The 17,278-nt window shown below is 58.7% G+C and carries 21 protein-coding genes; 9 read left to right on the forward strand and 12 right to left on the reverse strand.

The window, feature by feature from the left end; genetic code table 11:
• Positions 1-11: 11 nt before the first annotated feature.
• The 3 genes from AB7M29_RS24920 to AB7M29_RS24930 all read right to left on the reverse strand — a co-directional run bounded on the left by AB7M29_RS24920 (position 12) and on the right by AB7M29_RS24930 (position 1,285).
• Entirely contained in the window at positions 12-236 is a 225-nt protein-coding gene (locus AB7M29_RS24920) for a hypothetical protein (RefSeq protein WP_217857233.1), read from the reverse strand.
• A 12-nt stretch (positions 237-248) separates the two neighbouring features.
• Positions 249-464 carry a DUF6021 family protein gene (locus AB7M29_RS24925; RefSeq protein ID WP_052967284.1) on the reverse strand — a complete coding sequence of 72 codons (216 nt, stop codon included), beginning with the start codon at positions 462-464 and terminating at the stop codon, positions 249-251.
• 92 nt (positions 465-556) lie between these two features.
• Positions 557-1,285, reverse strand: a complete 729-nt coding sequence (locus tag AB7M29_RS24930; RefSeq protein WP_217857234.1) for a cysteine peptidase family C39 domain-containing protein — start codon at positions 1,283-1,285, stop codon at positions 557-559.
• Positions 1,286-1,456: 171 nt separating this feature from the next.
• Between AB7M29_RS24930 and AB7M29_RS24935 the strand changes: the two genes are divergently transcribed.
• On the forward strand, positions 1,457-1,627 hold the full coding sequence (locus tag AB7M29_RS24935; protein ID WP_187326411.1) for a hypothetical protein: 171 nt from the start codon (positions 1,457-1,459) through the stop codon (positions 1,625-1,627).
• 79 nt (positions 1,628-1,706) lie between these two features.
• On the opposite strand, the gene AB7M29_RS24940 is transcribed toward AB7M29_RS24935, so the two are convergent.
• Together AB7M29_RS24940 and AB7M29_RS24945 are read right to left on the reverse strand one after the other, a co-directional pair.
• The gene (locus tag AB7M29_RS24940; protein WP_008011416.1) at positions 1,707-2,456 is read right to left on the reverse strand and encodes a TerC family protein; all 750 of its coding nucleotides are present in this window, start codon (positions 2,454-2,456) and stop codon (positions 1,707-1,709) included.
• A 28-nt stretch (positions 2,457-2,484) separates the two neighbouring features.
• Positions 2,485-2,727: a hypothetical protein gene (locus tag AB7M29_RS24945; RefSeq protein WP_038982399.1), complete on the reverse strand. Its 243-nt coding sequence runs from the start codon at positions 2,725-2,727 to the stop codon at positions 2,485-2,487.
• A 166-nt stretch (positions 2,728-2,893) separates the two neighbouring features.
• Between AB7M29_RS24945 and nhaR the strand changes: the two genes are divergently transcribed.
• The gene (gene nhaR, locus AB7M29_RS24950; protein WP_052967281.1) at positions 2,894-3,793 is read left to right on the forward strand and encodes a transcriptional activator NhaR; all 900 of its coding nucleotides are present in this window, start codon (positions 2,894-2,896) and stop codon (positions 3,791-3,793) included.
• A 4-nt stretch (positions 3,794-3,797) separates the two neighbouring features.
• Here the strand turns inward: nhaR and AB7M29_RS24955 are convergent, their stop codons facing one another.
• Positions 3,798-4,952, reverse strand: coding sequence for an MFS transporter (locus AB7M29_RS24955; RefSeq protein ID WP_052967280.1), 1,155 nt, complete (start codon positions 4,950-4,952; stop codon positions 3,798-3,800).
• 330 nt (positions 4,953-5,282) lie between these two features.
• Here AB7M29_RS24955 and sstT point away from each other — a divergent pair, with 330 nt between their 5' ends.
• Positions 5,283-6,533: a serine/threonine transporter SstT gene (gene sstT / locus AB7M29_RS24960; RefSeq protein WP_454248221.1), complete on the forward strand. Its 1,251-nt coding sequence runs from the start codon at positions 5,283-5,285 to the stop codon at positions 6,531-6,533.
• Positions 6,534-6,618: 85 nt separating this feature from the next.
• Here sstT and AB7M29_RS24965 read toward each other — a convergent pair whose 3' ends face one another.
• Positions 6,619-7,128, reverse strand: coding sequence for a DUF1993 domain-containing protein (locus AB7M29_RS24965; RefSeq protein WP_007901777.1), 510 nt, complete (start codon positions 7,126-7,128; stop codon positions 6,619-6,621).
• Between the two features lie 140 nt (positions 7,129-7,268).
• Here AB7M29_RS24965 and AB7M29_RS24970 point away from each other — a divergent pair, with 140 nt between their 5' ends.
• A complete protein-coding gene (locus tag AB7M29_RS24970; protein ID WP_454248222.1) occupies positions 7,269-7,916 on the forward strand; it encodes a YceH family protein in 648 nt (215 codons plus the stop codon).
• Positions 7,917-8,076: 160 nt separating this feature from the next.
• Here the strand turns inward: AB7M29_RS24970 and AB7M29_RS24975 are convergent, their stop codons facing one another.
• Positions 8,077-8,595 carry a cupin domain-containing protein gene (locus tag AB7M29_RS24975; RefSeq protein WP_217857237.1) on the reverse strand — a complete coding sequence of 173 codons (519 nt, stop codon included), beginning with the start codon at positions 8,593-8,595 and terminating at the stop codon, positions 8,077-8,079.
• Positions 8,596-8,910: 315 nt separating this feature from the next.
• Complete coding sequence (locus tag AB7M29_RS24980; protein ID WP_217857238.1) at positions 8,911-9,729, reverse strand: shikimate 5-dehydrogenase; 819 nt, start codon at positions 9,727-9,729, stop codon at positions 8,911-8,913.
• 239 nt (positions 9,730-9,968) lie between these two features.
• Between AB7M29_RS24980 and AB7M29_RS24985 the strand changes: the two genes are divergently transcribed.
• The 3 genes from AB7M29_RS24985 (at position 9,969) to AB7M29_RS24995 (ending at position 11,005) form a co-directional block, all read left to right on the forward strand.
• Complete coding sequence (locus tag AB7M29_RS24985; protein WP_030131555.1) at positions 9,969-10,334, forward strand: hypothetical protein; 366 nt, start codon at positions 9,969-9,971, stop codon at positions 10,332-10,334.
• A 193-nt stretch (positions 10,335-10,527) separates the two neighbouring features.
• Entirely contained in the window at positions 10,528-10,722 is a 195-nt protein-coding gene (locus AB7M29_RS24990) for a hypothetical protein (protein WP_030131554.1), read from the forward strand.
• A 100-nt stretch (positions 10,723-10,822) separates the two neighbouring features.
• Complete coding sequence (locus AB7M29_RS24995; protein ID WP_007901757.1) at positions 10,823-11,005, forward strand: hypothetical protein; 183 nt, start codon at positions 10,823-10,825, stop codon at positions 11,003-11,005.
• Here AB7M29_RS24995 and AB7M29_RS25000 read toward each other — a convergent pair.
• Positions 11,002-12,063: an AI-2E family transporter gene (locus AB7M29_RS25000; RefSeq protein WP_217857240.1), complete on the reverse strand. Its 1,062-nt coding sequence runs from the start codon at positions 12,061-12,063 to the stop codon at positions 11,002-11,004. The two genes, AB7M29_RS24995 and AB7M29_RS25000, sit on opposite strands and share 4 nt — an antisense overlap.
• A gap of 175 nt (positions 12,064-12,238) precedes the next feature.
• On the opposite strand from AB7M29_RS25000, the gene trhP reads away from it, so the two are divergent.
• On the forward strand, positions 12,239-13,564 hold the full coding sequence (gene trhP / locus AB7M29_RS25005) for a prephenate-dependent tRNA uridine(34) hydroxylase TrhP (protein ID WP_454248223.1): 1,326 nt from the start codon (positions 12,239-12,241) through the stop codon (positions 13,562-13,564).
• 161 nt (positions 13,565-13,725) lie between these two features.
• On the opposite strand, the gene AB7M29_RS25010 is transcribed toward trhP, so the two are convergent.
• A complete protein-coding gene (locus tag AB7M29_RS25010) occupies positions 13,726-14,589 on the reverse strand; it encodes a LysR family transcriptional regulator (protein WP_217857242.1) in 864 nt (287 codons plus the stop codon).
• A 95-nt stretch (positions 14,590-14,684) separates the two neighbouring features.
• On the opposite strand from AB7M29_RS25010, the gene AB7M29_RS25015 reads away from it, so the two are divergent.
• Entirely contained in the window at positions 14,685-15,596 is a 912-nt protein-coding gene (locus AB7M29_RS25015) for a DMT family transporter (protein ID WP_217857243.1), read from the forward strand.
• A gap of 89 nt (positions 15,597-15,685) precedes the next feature.
• On the opposite strand, the gene ltrA is transcribed toward AB7M29_RS25015, so the two are convergent.
• Positions 15,686-17,107, reverse strand: coding sequence for a group II intron reverse transcriptase/maturase (gene ltrA, locus AB7M29_RS25020; protein WP_454248224.1), 1,422 nt, complete (start codon positions 17,105-17,107; stop codon positions 15,686-15,688).
• Positions 17,108-17,278: the final 171 nt, after the last annotated feature.

Raw genomic sequence — 17,278 nt, forward strand, 5'->3', positions numbered from 1 at the left:
TTTTGTCCGGATTAATCATTAGGCAACGGCATCTGATCGTCATCCGGAATGCCATCCCCGGCACTCGGGTCTTTCCAGCCTTGCGGATGCTTTGTTGGTACCACGGTCGGTCTGGCCAAGGGGTCCCGTAACGGACTGTCCGGATCCATCACCGGATCCAGATCTTCTTCGGGGGTTGTTGGAACACTGTCAGGAGGATCAGGACGTTTGTCGTCGAAGCTCGAATCGGTAGACATATGCACCTCACACTAGGGCTTGGGTTTCAGATCGCCAAGTGGATCGTAAGGCTTTGCCGGGGCCTTCTTGCCCTCCTCACCCGGTTTTACATCCCTGGGCGCCTTGGCGGGCCCGATGGGATCGACCTGAGGATCGGCAACGTCCGGGGAATCGGGGTCGAACCCCAACTCATTATCGGACGAATGCTCAGACGAGTGCGGACCAGTGGGGGTATTGGAATGTGCCATGGCGCCTCCTGATCATGGTCCCGGAAAAGTCCGGACCCTCTACCTGAGACTCCAGCATAGCGTGGCAGTGCCATGCCGATGACGAGCGGAACTTACTTCGCGCTCAACGCCTTCTTCGCCCTGGCTGCCGCCTGCTCCTGACCTGACTGGGCAAGATCGCTCGCCGCTTTCAGCCAGCGCTGCTGATCAACATTGGCCGGAATCTGGTCCGGCTTCTGGATCAATACGGCCCAGCCACCGGCATTCTCGAACGCCGATTCAAAGGCGCTGAACCCCATCAGCAACCGACGATCCATCCCGGCGCGCAGCAGCACGGTCTGCTTCTGACGGTTGTAACCGGCGAGAATGGCGTATCGGGGCTCTGCCCAAAACGCCGAGCCTTCGGTGAAGCGCACCATTACCGGATAACCGGCCGCAACCTGGGCCAGCAGCGCTGGCAAATGGCTGTCGAGGGGATAGACCACCATCCCGTACTCGCGCGCGAGGTCCTGCATGTTCTGCTGCAAGCGGTCTTCGGCACCCGGCAAATGCAGAGGTTTGTCGAGTAAGCCCGGGGTTATCACGATGCCTTGCTGGGACAGCAGGCTGGCCAGAACCTGAGGCCCGCTTTGATAACTTTGCCCACGGTAGAACGTACCGCTGAGTTCGACCCGCTCAGGAAGACGCTTGATCTCAGGCGCCACGCTCCCCGCACAACCAGCCAGACCGGCAACGCAGCCAACGATCAATACCAAAGATCGAATTCGAGAAACTACCCGCACCATCATCACTCTCTTGTTCAGACGCCAGGTATTCACACTCCCGGCTTGGCCGTCGATCATAGGATGCCGCGCGGCAGCGGTATAGCCTTAACGGGCAGTTGATTACATTCGATAGAGCGAACTGGTTGGTGACAGGCGACCTTTGGTCAATAGTCTGAAATACAGCAGCGGCTAAACTGTCACTTACCAAGGAAGAGTGTGTGCCCGATGCAGGGCAAAGAGGAGGCACTGATGAGCCTGACAATGACCATTGTAATGTTGATTTCCGGCTGGCTGGCCGTGGCCGCCGCCATGCTGTGGGGCGTTTTACGTATTACCCGCCGGCACCATCATCACCCGGTTCAATCGGCGCCTGTGGCGAAAACCGATCAGCCGGCTGCCCACCCCGCCACCGCGCACTGACCGGCGCTTTTCGGTCGCCCAAACAAAAACGGCCGCCTGGGCTCTTTCGAGTTCAGGCGGCCGTTTCGTTTAACAAAGGTTAAGCTTCTGCGGCGATGCGCTTCTGCCTGGCCCGACGAGACAGCATGTTCAAGCCTTCGATCGTGGCCGAGAACGCCATGGCCGCGTAGACGTAGCCTTTCGGTACGTGGGCGCCAAAACCTTCGGCGATCAGCGTCATGCCGATCATGATCAGGAAGCCCAGCGCCAACATCACCACCGTCGGGTTGTCGTTGATGAACTTGGCCAGAGGGTCAGCTGCCAACAACATCACCAGTACCGACACCACCACCGCAATGATCATGATCGGCAAATGCTCGGTCATGCCGACAGCGGTAATGATGCTGTCGATGGAGAACACCATGTCCAGCAGCAGGATCTGACCGATCGCAGCGGCAAAACCCAGGGTCACAGTCGAGGTGGCCGACGTCGGATCATCCGGCGCCGGATCCATGCTGTGATGGATCTCGGTGGTCGCCTTCCACAACAGGAACAGGCCACCCGCGATCAGGATCATGTCCTTCCAGGAGAACGCGTGGCCGAGAATCTCGATCACAGGCTCCGTCAGCTGGACGATGAAAGCGATGGTGCTCAACAGTGCCAGGCGCAGGATCAACGCCATGCCGATACCGATGCGCCGCGCCTTCTGGCGATGCTGTTCGGGCAGTTTGTTGGTGAGGATCGAGATGAAGATCAGGTTATCGATGCCGAGCACGATTTCCATCACCACCAGCGTGGCCAAGGCGACCCAGGCAGTGGGGCTTGCAGCAAGTTCTAAAAGGTATTCCATGGGTCAGTCCTGACTCGTTGTAGACGGTTTAGATTTCCTGGGACGAAGATTCGGATTTGTCCGTCTCTTTGGCCGGTTGTTCTTTCTTGGTGATCAAACCGCCCGTGGCATCGCTGAGCGCTTGCTCGGCCGCTTTGTGGGTATCGTCAATTGCCTGCTTAGCGGTTTCGGCAGCCTTGCCCATCAATTGCTGAGCGCTTTTCTCGGCCTGGTCGCAACCGGCCAACACCAGTAAAGACGTGATCAGCAGTGCCGTGGTTTTAAGCTTCATGATGCTTCCCTCAAATAGAACAGACAGAACCGGAAAGGCGATCCGTCGATAGCGAGGCATTCTAAGGAAGCAAACACTTCAGGAAAATTCGTATTTTTAGCGGCTATACTTCGGTTTTAACGAATCCATATCTTCATCTGCAGCTCCTGCCCCGGAATATAAATAGATGCTTAATTATCGACAGCTGCATTACTTCTGGGTGGTGGCCAAGACGGGCAGCATCGTGCGCGCCTGCGAGCAACTGAACCTGACGCCACAGACCATCAGCGGGCAGATTTCCCTGCTCGAGCAAACCTATGGCATCGAGTTGTTTCGTCGGGTCGGCCGGCAGCTGGAACTCACCGAAGCCGGGCGTCAGACCCTGCCCTACGCCGAGCAGATGTTTCAGCTCGGGGGCGAACTGGAGTTGATGCTGCGGGCGCAGCCCAATGAACAACAAATCCTGTTTCGGGTAGGAGTCGCCGACGTAGTGCCCAAATCCATCGTCTATCGCCTGATCGCTCCGACCATGGAGTTGAGCGAGCCCCTGCGTATCACCTGTCGCGAAGACAAACTGGAACGTTTGCTTGCCGACCTGGCGATTCAGCGCCTTGATCTGGTGATTTCCGACAGCCCGATGCCCTCGCATCTGGACATCAAGGGCTACAGCCAGAAACTCGGTGAATGCGGCATCAGCTTCTTCGCCACAGCCGAACTGGCGGCGCGATATGGCCAGGACTTCCCCCGCAGCCTGCACGGCGCCCCGCTGCTGATTCCCGGGCCGGAAACCGTGGTGCGCAGTCGCTTGCAACGCTGGTTTGCCGAACAGCAGATCCAGCCACAGATCGTCGGCGAGTTCGACGACAGCGCCTTGATGCAGGCTTTCGGCCAATCCGGCAGCGGGATATTCATCGGCCCGAGCGTGATTGCCGACGAAGTGAGACGCCAATGCGGCGTGGAGTTGATTGGCCAGACCGACGCGGTGCGCGAGTCGTTCTACGCCATCTCGGTGGAGCGCAAGGTCAAGCACCCCGGCATTGTCGCCATTACCGAAGGTGCTCGCCGCGAGCTGTTTACCGCGATATGAGGTGTCAGGCGCAGATTTCGCGAGGTTTAAAGGTCATCAGCGCCATCGCCAACAGGATCGAGACAAGGATAAAACCAGCCGCCGCGAAACCCAGGCCGCCCAGGCCGACACTGTCGATCACCCGCCCACCGACCATCGCGCCCAGACCGATTCCGAGGTTAGCCCCGGCAATGTTCAACGATGCAGCAAAGGCCGGTGCCTCAGGCGCAGCCTTCATCAGACGCACGTGGCTGACCAGGAACAGCGCGGCCTGAGTCACGCCCCAAATCCCCATCGCTGCCGCCAGACCGAGGGGCGAATGAATGTTCGGCACCAAGGCCACCATGCCGGCGATCATGAAGGCACAGAACGTTACTGAAGCAATTAGCGGATGCCGATCCACCGCGCGACCGCCCAATGAATTGCCGATCAAGCCGACCGCACCGAAGCCCATCAGGCACCAGCCGACGACGGTGCCGTTGAAACCGGCCAGTCGCTCAAGAATGTCTGCCAGGTAGGTGTAAGCGGTGAACATGCCGCTGAACACCAGGATCGATAACAGCACATGCCCCAGCATCAACGGGCTACGCAGGATTCTGAACTGCGAACGGAAGCTCACTTGATGTTGGTGCAGGTTGGTTTTCGGCAGGTAGATAAACAGCAGCAACGCCTTGGCAAACGCGATTACTGCCAGAATGCCAAAGGCACTGCGCCAGCCGAACGCATCGGAAATCAGCGTACCCACCGGAATACCGAACACCGTGGCGCAGACAATGCCGAAACCGATCTTGGAGATGGCCCGCCCGGCATAGTCCGGCCCGACGATGTCCACCGCGGTTTCACTGGCCAACGCCCAGAACACCGGCAACCCCAGCGCCGGAATCAATCGCGCAATGGCCATCACCCCGATGTTCGGCGCCAGCGCCGCCAGCGTGTTGGCTAGGCCGAACATGATCAGCACGCTGATAAACAGTTTGCGCCGTTCAAATCTGGCGAAATACGCCGTCAGGAACGGTCCGAAAGCAGCCACGGTAAAGGCGAACAGGGTCACCAGCAAACCCGCTTGAGGAATGCTGACGTCCAGATCTCGGGCGATTGCCGGCAACAGGCCGACGATGATGAATTCCGTTGTCAGCACCGTAAAACCGGCGGCGGACAACAGAAGAATGGGCAACAGCATGCAGAACTCCAGGAAAACGACGACACCAGCGACAGCCCGAAGGCTCACTGGCAGAACTTGAAAATGAGGATGGCGAAGCTTAACAGAGTGTTTCCGGACGAAGTTGCACGAACCTGCAAATCGCGTTGAGCAATCGGGTGGCAGATCGTCACAGGTCTGAAGGATCACGCCTACGCTGTGATAAAGTCCGCGGCCTGCGGTACTTACACTTTGCTCATCGGCCATTCATTGGCATTGATGCAGCGACCCTTCGGTTCCCTCCATGTGGCCTGCCCGGCTTTTTGCTGCATGAACAGAACCCTGCACCCTAATAAAATCAGAGATGCCGTTATGACCGCTTCATCCCCTTCTCTTTTGCAACGCCTGAAACGCAGTAGCCTGGTCACGCAAATCATTATCGGCCTGATCGCCGGGATTGCCTTGGCGTTGTTCGCGCCTGAGCTGGCCAAATCCACCGCCTTCATTGGCAAAGTGTTCGTGTCGGCGCTCAAGGCTGTCGCGCCGATTCTGGTGTTCGTGCTGGTCATGGCCTCGATTGCCAACCATAAGCACGGCCAGGAAACCCATATCCGGCCGATTCTGTTTCTGTATTTGCTGGGCACCTTCGCGGCGGCCGTGGTGGCGGTGATCGCCAGTACGCTGTTCCCGTCGAGTCTGGTGTTGGCTACCCAGGATGTTGCGGTGACCGCACCGGGCGGCATCAGCGAAGTGCTGCAAAGCCTGCTGCTCAGCGTGGTCGACAACCCGGTCAGCGCGCTGATGAACGCTAACTTCATCGGTATCCTGGCTTGGGCGATCGGCATGGGCGTTGCGATTCGCCATGCAGGCGAGACGACGCGCAAAGTACTGGGCGACCTGTCCAATGGCGTGACCTTGATCGTGCGTCTGGTGATTCGCTTTGCGCCGCTGGGGATCTTCGGCCTGGTGGCCTCGACCCTCGCCACCTCCGGTTTCGGTGCCTTGATCGGCTACATGCATCTGCTGGCCGTGTTGTTGGGCTGCATGCTGTTCGTGGCGCTGGTGATGAACCCGGCCATTGTGTTCTGGAAGCTACGTCGCAACCCGTATCCGCTGGTACTCACCTGCCTGCGCGAGAGCGGTATCACTGCCTTCTTCACCCGCAGTTCGGCGGCGAACATTCCGGTCAACCTGGAGTTGAGCAAGCGTCTGGGCCTGCACGAAGATACCTATTCGGTGTCGATCCCGCTCGGCGCCACCATCAACATGGCCGGCGCCGCGATCACCATCACCGTGCTGACCCTGGCTGCCGTGCATACCCTGGGCATCGCCGTGGATATTCCGACAGCCATCCTGCTCAGCATCGTCGCGGCGATCTGTGCCTGTGGCGCCTCGGGCGTGGCAGGCGGTTCGCTGTTGCTGATTCCGCTGGCGTGCAGCCTGTTCGGCATCCCGAGCGAAATCGCCATGCAGGTGGTGGCGGTCGGCTTCATCATCGGTGTGTTGCAGGACTCGGCGGAAACCGCGCTGAACTCCTCCACCGACGTGCTGTTCACCGCGGCGGCATGCCAGGGTGAGGAACAGAAGACCCAGAAAGCCCGGGAAGCCCAGCGTCTGGCATAAAAAGATCAAAAGATCGCCGCAGCAACGCATGTAAAAAAGCCCGCCAAGGCTTACACCTTGGCGGGCTTTTTTGTACCTGGGCGGTTTAGAACGCGCCCATGTAATCGCGCTTGCCCACTTCCACACCGTTGTGACGCAGCAGTGCGTAAGCGGTGGTCACGTGGAAGAAGAACTGCGGCAAACCGTAGCTCAGCAGGTAAGCCTGGCCAGTGAAGCGCTTCTCTTTAGGCGTGCCTGGACGGGTAACGATCTCGATGCCTTCCTTGCCGTCGATCTGCTCAGGCTTGATCTCGCCAATGAAGGCCAGGACCTTGGCAATCAACGCTTGCAGTTCGGCGAAGGTGGTTTCGGTGTCGTCATATTTCGGCAGTTCGACTTCAGCCAGACGCGCCGAAACGCCTTTGGCGAAATCAACGGCGATCTGCACCTGACGCACCAGCGGGAACATGTCCGGGTACAGACGGGCTTGCAGGAATGCGTTCGGATCAATGTTTTTCGCGGTAGCGTGGGCTTCGGCCTTGCTCAGGTTGTTGCTCAAGGCATTGAGCATTTGCTGGAAAACCGGAACGGAAGCGGCGTACAGGGAAATAGTCATGATGGTCTCGTGTGGTGACAGGAGTAAAAACGTGGAGCGATTATAGCCATGCCCGACCGCCCTGCGGCTTGTCTTTTATCCTGCAAGGATTAGGCTAGGCGGCTTCGACTGCATGCTTCGACTGCATAGGGAAAAGCGCGATGAGCACTGAGCAAGAAACGACCTCCGACGAACCGCGGCTCAACAGCACGGAAATCCGCATTCTGGGCTCGTTGATCGAGAAACAGGCCACCAGCCCGGAAACCTATCCGCTGACGCTTAATGCGCTGGTGATTGCCTGCAACCAGAAAACCAGCCGCGAACCGGTGATGAACCTCAGCCAGGGCCAGGTCGGCCAGAGCCTGCGCGTTCTGGAAGGTCGCGGTTTTACCAGGCTGGTGATGGGCAGCCGTGCCGACCGCTGGGAGCATCGGGTCGACAAGGCGCTGGAACTGGTGCCGGCGCAGGTGATTCTGACGGGGTTGTTGTTCCTGCGCGGCCCGCAGACGGTCAACGAACTGCTGACCCGCAGCGGCCGCATGCATGACTTCGAAGATGCCGAGCAGGTGGTGCACCAGCTGGAACGTTTGATCGCCAGAGGGCTGGCGCTGTTGATTCCGCGCCAGGCTGGCCAGCGCGAAGACCGTTACATGCATGCACTGGGCGATCCGGCGGATATCGAAGCAATCCTGGCTGCCCGGCAGAATCCGGCGGAACGTGGCACCAGTGGCGGTGTGTCGATTGAGCGAATCGAAGAGCTTGAAGCGCGGATTGTGGCGCTGGAAGAGCGACTGGCACGCCTCGAATAGACTGGTCGCGACATTCTGAATTTGGGAGCGGGCTTGCTCGCGAAGGCGGCGTATCTTGCATCAATATGACTGACAGACCGCTTTCGCGAGCAAGCCCGCTCCCACATTGGATCTTCAGTGATCACAAGAGTAATTAAGACAGCTGCTCCCACCGATTACGCTACTCACCATCCCAATAATCCACACCATCAGCCTGCCTGGCGACGGCGACGAAGCCCGAAGCATTGCCCTGCGCATCGACCTTGAAGTCGTCCATCACCACGTATTTGCCGGAATCCGGGTATTCGCAAATATCCGGCGAGTGTTGGCTACTGACCGCCAGATAGCGCAATTCGCCGTTGCTGGTATTGATGATCTGGTGCGCGGCTTCAGGACCGCCCGCCGGGCAGGCGATCACGTCACCGGCGCGGATCGGAAAACGTTCGGCGCCAAGGCGAACCTCCCCTTCCCCGGCCACGATGTAGAACATCTCCTCGTTGACCCGATGGTTATGAAAAGGACTGCCACGCATGCCCGGCTCCAGGGCATACAACCGATAACCCAGCTTTTGCGCGCCCAATTGCTGACCGATGCGGGCCAGGCGTTGCTGATAGCGGCCGGCGGCATCACCGGTGGGGGCAAAGTCTTCGGGCAGCGGTAAAAGTTCGGCCTGATCCAGGTTGAGAATGGCGGGATGCATGAAAACCTCGGTCACGGTGGCTGGAGAGCAAGTCTGCGCTTGCTGGTGGCCAGTATAGGCGGGGGTTATTCGAGGACAAGTGAATGGGGATTGGCAGGAGACCGAGTCGCGGCAATCGCGAGCAGGCTCGCCCACAGGTTCAGCGCTGATCCTCGGGCGGCGATCCGCCAGTTGCATTGATGCAGGATGTGCCTCCGCCTTCGCGAGCAAGCCCGCTCCCACAGGTGACCAAGTTGATTCAGACTAATGCGGTCAAGTGTGGGAGCGGGCTTGCTCGCGAAAGGGCCGGGACATCCAACTAATATTTGGGAATGATCAGCCCCGGGCAAACGCCACGGCTTTCTGGAATTGTTCATCAGTCGGCCGTACGCCGGTGTACAACACGAACTGTTCCAGCGCCTGGATCGCAATCACTTCCAGCCCGGTGATCACCCGCTTGCCTTCGGCACGAGCGCGCACGATCAATGGTGTTTCCGAGGGGATCGCGACTACATCAAAGACAGTTTCGGCCGCAGCGATAGCGTCAGGCTCAAACGCCAATTGATCCGCTTCCGGCCCGCCGGTCATGCCGATGGGCGTGACGTTGATCAGCATTTGCGGGCGCTGCCCCCCCAGTTCTGCCTGCCATGAGTAACCCAACGATTCAGCCAAAGCACGCCCGGCGCGCTCGTTCCGGGCCACGATCAGGCCGTTTTTGTAGCCGCCATCGCGCAAGGCACTGGCCACAGCCTTGGCCATGCCGCCACTGCCGCGCAGGGCAAAGGTCGAATCCTTGGGAACCTGATGGGTTTCAAGCAACTGGGCAATGGCGATGTAATCGGTGTTGTAAGCCTTGAGGTGACCGTTGGTATTCACAATAGTGTTGATCGATTGAATAGCTTCAGCCGATGCATCCAGCTCATCGACCAAGGCGATACAGGCTTCCTTGAACGGCATCGACACCCCGCAACCCCGGATTCCCAAGGCGCGGATGCCGCCAACGGCACCCGGCAAGTCCTGACTGCTGAAGGCTTTGTAGTAGAAATTCAGGCCCAGTTGTTCGTACAGATGGTTATGAAACCGCAGGCCAAAATTGCCGGGGCGCCCCGAGAGTGACATGCACAGCTGAGTGTCTCTGTTGGGGTTCATCTGCATTGGAATCTCCTTCAATAGCACTTTCGGATGGACGGGATTAGCCACTCCACCGGTTCTGATTGATCATAAAAGCCAGTCTGCACCTGGCACACAGCCGTAAAGAAGCCGGTACAGACCTTACACAAAATTTACCCAACGGCTGTGCTGATTTTCAAAAAAATGCTGTCTTAGAAGTATCCCCGCGACAACTTGTGTCTATTGCAGACGCGAGCGCCGGGTCGAAGAACCGAGGACTTATCATGATCCGTAAAATCCCCACAGTAGCCTTGCTGATCGGTGCTCTCGCTATCGCAGGGCAGGCAGAAGCAGGTGGTCGTGGCTGGGAAGGTCCGGCTGTGTTTGGTGCGATCGTCGGCTCGGCAATCATCGGCTCAGCAATTATCGGTCGTGACCGGCCAGTGTATGTGGAACAACCGGTTTACGTTCAGCCACAACCGGTGTACGTGCAGCCACCGCCTGTTTATTACCAACCGGCGCCGGTCTACGTTCAACAACCGATGTACTACCGCCCGGCACCGATCTATTACGGTCCGCCACGCGGGTATGGTCCACCACGCGGCTATTACGGCCCTCCCCATGGTTATTATCGTGGCGACCGCTGGTAACACGCTCATCAGGCCCCGCTGTAACAGCGGGGCCTTTTTTATGACCACGGGCTGGACGAAGTCTGAATAAATCTCGTCAAGGTCGCTGTCGGAACAGTACCGACAGGTAAAGTTGGTCATATTTATGTCATGTCCGGTCCGCAAGCTTGGACCTGTCCGTAAACAACAGGTTGATAAAAACAAGGACGACCTCATGCCCACACAAAACCCGCATCGCATTGTCGGCTTGTGCACTTCCGGCAAGGTGTACAACGCACTGACCGAACTCAAACACCTGGAAGGCCATCGCAGCGCAAAATTTCTCTCGCTGCTGGCAGAAAACCTGGTGCGCAAAGGCCTGCTCAATGAGCAGGAAGTAGTGCATATGCTCGATCAAGTGGTGGACTGAGCGCATGACTCATTGGCGTCAATGACGACTATCGAAAGCGTTGATTGTCCGTTCAAGCGTCCGATCCGTAAGGTAGCTCCATAGATTAATGGAGGTACTTATGGCTCAGGTTCAGATCATGTCAGTTATCGGCAGCGCCGTTCCCGCACAGCTCAGAGCGCGAGGATTGCTTGCCTGTTGGTATCTGGTGCAGGACGGCGAACCGATTAGCGGCCCGCTCACCTCGCTTCCCGCCGCCCAAGCCCTGTCACAACGTATCGACTCAGGCCAGCTCAGCGCTTAAGGCAGCTGAACCTTGGGCTTGGAATCGATGAAAATCGCCCAGCTCGACACGAACAGCGCCGCGATCAACGGCCCGATGACAAAACCGTTCAGGCCAAAAAGCGCCAGGCCGCCCAAGGTCGAGATGAGGATCAAGTAGTCTGGCATTTTGGTGTCCTTGCCCACCAGGATCGGTCGCAGGACGTTGTCCACCAGGCCAATCACGAACACTCCGAACAAGGTCAGCACCGTGGCCTGCCACATCGCGCCACTGAACAGAAAATACGCCGCCACAGGTATCCAGACGATCCCCGCGCCCACTGCCGGTAAAAGCGACAGAAATGCCATCAACACCGCCCAGAGCAGCACGCTCGGGATGTCCAGAAACCAGAAAATAAAACCACCCAATGCCCCTTGCGTGATCGCTACCACCACATTGCCCTTCACGGTGGCCCGCACCACGCGATTGAACTTGAGTTGCAAACGGCGCTTCTGGGTATCTTCCAGCGGTATCGCCGCGCGTACTTTGCGCGCCAGTTCAGACCCGTCCCGCAGGAAGAAAAACAGCAGATAGAGCATGACGAAAAAGCTCACCACGAATTGGAATGTCCCCTGACCAAAACTGAACGCCTTGGTCGCGACAAACTGGCTGCCTTGCATCGTACTCTTGATGATTTTCTCTCGAAGCCCGCTCAGCTCGCCCATACCGAAACGATCAAGCAAGTACTGAACGTACGGCGGCAGGCTTTGTTTGAACTGCGACACATACCCGGCAATGTCCAGCTCACCGCTTTCGATTCTGTTGTAAAGCGCCGCGCCTTCTTGAACCAGCAAGGTACTGATGGTGATCACCGGCAGGATCGCGATCACCACACAGAGAAACAAAGTGAACAGGGCCGTCAGGTTGTGGGGCCAGCCGAACCTGCGTTGCAGCTGATGCTGCAAGGGCGCAAACAGAATGCCGAGGATAACCGCCCAGAACACCGCGCCATAAAACGGCAGCAGAATCCAGATGAAGGCGATGCTCACCAGCGTCAGCAAGACCATCAACGAGGTGTTTTGCAGTTTCGTTTCGTTCATGTCCGATCCATGTCAGTGCGCAGGGGCGCCGATTGCGCATCCTGATATTTAGTCCGCCACGGCTCGCGCGAGTGCCATCCGTTTTTCATCAAGCATAGATCCAGATCAATAAACCCCGCGGGCAAGCGGCTTACCCTTGCCGGCTTTTGCGATCGACACTGCCATGACCAGCGCCATGACGCTTACGCCTCCAGAACTGCTCGCCCCTGCCGGCACCCTGAAAAACATGCGTTATGCCTTCGCCTACGGCGCCGACGCGGTGTACGCCGGCCAGCCGCGCTACAGCCTGCGGGTGCGCAACAATGAATTCGATCACGCCAACCTCGCGCTTGGCATCGCCGAGGCCCAGGCTCAGGGCAAGCGTTTCTATGTGGTAGTGAACATCGCCCCGCACAACGCCAAACTCAAAACGTTCTTGAAGGACCTGGAACCGGTGATCGCCATGGCGCCGGATGCGCTGATAATGTCCGACCCGGGCCTGATCATGCTGGTGCGCCGGCACTTTGCGCAGATGCCGATTCACCTGTCAGTGCAGGCCAACACGGTGAACTGGGCCAGCGTCGAGTTCTGGCAGCAACAGGGTTTGAGCCGGATCATCCTGTCCCGTGAACTGTCGCTGGAAGAGATCGCCGAAATCCGCCAGCACGTCCCGGCGATGGAGCTGGAAGTGTTCGTCCACGGCGCCTTATGCATGGCCTATTCCGGGCGCTGCCTGTTGTCGGGCTACATGAACAAGCGCGACGCCAATCAGGGCAGCTGCACCAATGCCTGCCGCTGGAAATACTCGGCGACGCCGGCCAGCGAAAATCAGCTCGGCGAAATCGTTCAGCAGTTCCGACCCGAACCGACGCTGGGCATCGGTGCGCCGACCGATCAAGTGTTCCTGCTGCAAGAAGCCAATCGCCCTGACGAACTGATGCCGGCATTCGAGGATGAACACGGCACGTACATCATGAACGCCAAGGACCTGCGCGCCGTCCAGCACGTCGAACGCCTGACGCAGATGGGCGTGCATTCATTGAAGATCGAAGGTCGGACCAAATCGCACTTCTATTGCGCGCGCACCACTCAAGTGTATCGCCGCGCGATCGATGATGCGGTGGCTGGTCGGGCATTTGATCGTAGCTTGATGACCGATCTGGAATCCCTGGCCCAGCGTGGCTACACCGAAGGTTTTCTGCGTCGGCACGTGCATGACGAATATCAGAATTACCAGAACGGCAGCTCGGTTTCAGAGCGCCAGCAGTTCGTGGGCGAGCTGACAGGCGAACGCCGGGATCGGCTGGCCGAGGTGCGGGTGAAAAATCGCTTTGGTCTGGGCGATCACCTGGAACTAATGACGCCCCAGGGCAACTTCCACTTCGATTTGCATCAACTGCAGAACGTCAAAGGCGAGGCGGTTGAAGTGGCGCCGGGGGATGGGCACACGGTGTATTTGCCGATACCGGATGCGGTGGATTTGCAGTTTGGGTTGTTGATGCGGGATGTCGGCGAGAGTTGAAAATCATCAAAGGCAAGGCATAAAACCTGTGGGAGCGGGCTTGCTCGCGAAGGCGGCGGCACAGTCAACATTGATATCGCCTGACACACTGCCTTCGCGAGCAAGCCCGCTCCCACATGGATTGCGCTCGACTGACTGGCATTGGAGCAAGCCTTGAGTAATCACACAAACTCCTCCCGCAACATTCCCACAAACGCCTCTCGCGCCGGGTGAACACCAGCGTTTTCATGCCAGTAAAACAGGTTGTCGATCGCCGTCAGCTCGGGGAATTCATACCCCGCGCACCCCGCCCCTTTAGCGTACTGATCGAAGATCCCTTTAGGCACCAACGCGACGCCGGCCCCGGCGCTGACACAGCCGACAATCGCGCCATAACTGGCCAGACTGACGATCGGCAACGCCTGCCCCTGATGCAACAACCAATGCTCCAGCGCCGCCCGGTAAGGACAACCCTGAGGCCACATGAAGACGGTCTTGTCCTGCAAATCCGTGATATCGCGCACCGGCCCCAATGATGTCGAAGCAATCAGCAGCAGCTCTTCGCGGTACATCGGCGTGCGCTTGAGGTGTGAGCGCTCGACATCCACCGCGACGATTGCGCCGTCGAGTCGGTGATTGAGCGTGTCATCGAGCAATTGGCCCCAGCTACCGGTGGTCAGTTCCAGCGCAACGCCCGGATAGCGCTTGTGAAACTTGGCCAGCAACCGCGGCAATCGACCGGTCGCCGACGATTCGATAGCGCCAATGCGCAACGGCCCGGATGGCTCGGCCGAAGGGTCCAGCGCGCGTTTGGCTTCAGCCGTCAGCGCGAGAATTTTCGAGGCGTAAGCCAGAAAGGTCTGCCCCGCCGGGCTGATGCGCAACCCTCGTCCCTCACGCAGAAACAGCGCGACACCCAGCTCGGTTTCCAGCGACTTGATGCGCGCTGTGATGTTCGACGGTACACAGTGCAGCAACTCGGCCGCCCGGGCGATGCTGCCGACGTCGGCGACGGTCTTGAACATGCGAATCTGCGCCAGCTCCATACATCACCTAAAGTGAACAATTGACGCAGTATAAGTCAGTTGTGGCGAACGGTCAGGCTTCCGATACTCGGTGCATACGCCCACAGGTGCCGACCATGAAGCCACTCACACCCTCCTCTCATCTCTCCGTCAAAATTATTCTGGCGATGGCGTTTGTCGTCGCCTGCTGGGGGTATTCCCCGACCGGTATTCATATCGGTTTGCAGGCCTATGACCCGGGGCATTTGGCGCTGCTGCGGTTTCTGGTGGCCTCGGTGTTCATGGCAGTAGTCGCCGTGTTCCGGGGTATCCGCCTGCCGAACATACGCGACTGGCCGTTGCTGATCGTGCTCGGTTTTTTTGCCGTGAGCCTGCATCACGTCGCGCTGAATTTCGGCCAGCAAGGGGTCAGCGCCGGGGCGTCCAGTGTGCTCGCGCAAACCACGCCCTTGTTCAGCACGCTGCTGGCGCGCTTCGTCTTCAAGGACCGGGTAAGTGTCTGGCGCTGGGGCTGCGTGTTTCTGGGTTTGACCGGCGTGGTGATTGTGGTGGCTGGTGATCATGGATTGGGGAGCATCGACGCTCACGGCTTGCTGATTTTGCTGGCGGCGGTGTCCTGGAGTTTCTACTTTGCGTTGCAGAAGCATCAGTCCGGGCGCTACGACGGGTTGACGCTGGTCTGCTACACCGTCTGGTCGGGGACGGCGTTATTGCTGGTTTATCTGCCGGGGCTGGCCAGCGAAATCGTCAGCGCGCCGCTTCATGTGCAATGGGCAGTGGTTGCATTGGGCGTGTTTCCCAGCGCCCTCGCCTACCTGGCCTGGGCGTTTGTGTTGGCTCATGTGGATTTGAGCCGGGCGACGATGACGATGTATTTGATTCCGCCTGCTGCGATGGCCATAGCGTCTGTTGGCTTGGGCGAGCAGCCGACGTTGATGGTGGTGATGGGTGCGGTGGTGGTGCTGGTCAGTGTGTTGGCGTTGAATCTGGAGCGGCGGTTTTTTGGGATTCAAGTGGCTAGCGTCTGAGCACTGATTTGCCTGCAAATCGAGTAGGAGGCGGATTCACATCCGCCGTCCTCTCACACCACCGTACATACGGTTCCGTATACGGCGGTTCAAGTTATGCGGTTAAGCCGGTTTATCGTATCCAGTATCGAGACCAGTCCGAGTCGATCCCACAGCTTCTTCGGTAGCGCCTGATTCATATGTGGCGCTCCTGAGTTCCACCATGGGCCTCGGCCATTGACTGCCGATTTCCACGCCCGCGCCTCACCGAGTCCCAGACGCATCAAGTTGCGCGCCCTCGTAGAGGGCCGCTTCCATTGACGCCAGATGACACAGCGAAGCTTATGACGTACCCAGCCATCCAACTCCTCAAGCGGTCGCTTGCTCTGGCTTAGCTTGAAGAAGCCAGCCCAACCACGCAGCACGGGGTTTATCCGCTCGATGACAGTCGCCATCTTGTGGCCCCGCGCTCCGCGCAGCAGGTCTCTGAGTCGGTCGCGCAAGCGACCCAAGCTCATCGTCGCCACTCGCAGCCTCGGCTGTTGGTGCCAGCTCATTCCGTAACCCAGATAATCGCAGGCCCAAGGCCGCGCCACGCGGCTCTTTTCCCGGTTCAGCGTCAGTTTCAGGCGCTGGCTCAGGAAACGCTCGACACCGGCCATTACTCGCGCGCCTGCCCGCTGACTGCGCACATAAATGTTCGCGTCGTCGGCATAACGCACGAAGCGATGGCCTCGCCGTTCCAGCTCGCGGTCGAGTTCGTTGAGCAGGATGTTCGACAGCAACGGCGAGAGCGGGCCGCCTTGCGGCGTCCCCTCCTGCCGCCGACTGGCAATACCACCTGCCATCGCCCCGGCTTCGAGAAAACGACGGATCAGCGTGAGCACCCGCTTGTCTTCGATTTGGCGCTCGATGCAGGCCATCAATACATCGTGGTTGACCCGATCAAAGAACTTCTCCAGATCGAGCTCCACACACCAGCGGTGACCCGCCGCCACATGGCCGCGGGCTGTTTCGATGGCTTGGTGGGCGCTTCTGCCCGGACGAAAGCCATAGCTGTAGTCCGAGAACAGCGGATCGAAGATCGGCGTGAGCTGTTGCAGCAGGGCCTGTTGAATCAGGCGATCCACAACGCTGGGAATACCCAATTGCCGTGTTCCGCCTTTGGGTTTGGGAATATCGACGGCGCGTACACCTTGCGGGTGATACTCGCCGGCCAGCAACCGAGTCTTGAGGGTCGGCCAATACTGTTTCACATAGCCCGCCAACTGGTCGACCGTCATGCCATCGGCACCCGGCGCGCCCTTGTTGCTGGCTACGCGTTGATACGCACGCCTGAGGTTGGCGGGTGCAAGCACCCGCCCCATCAACGTGTCCGGCTCCGCTTTCGTCCACGTCACAGACGCCGCTGATACCTGTGCGCTGTCAGCCGTCATCCTCGGATTCTGTCCGGGACTCGGAGTAACAGTCTTCTCTGGGAGAAATTTCTGCATTTCGGTATTCAACGGGACTTCGACGCCTACTGGCGGCATAACCTGTTCAGCCCTTGGCGGCATGGTCATTCGCCACTTACTACGGCTTCAGCTGACTTCTGCACGCTCATCCCGTCGCCTCTCGACGCTCGGTAGCACACTGGCAAACGTGCAGATCTCCCAGGGTAATTCGCGCGACCTTCCTGCTTATGCCTGTCGGATCTACGTCAC

Source organism: Pseudomonas sp. F-14 TE3623, from assembly GCF_053629015.1.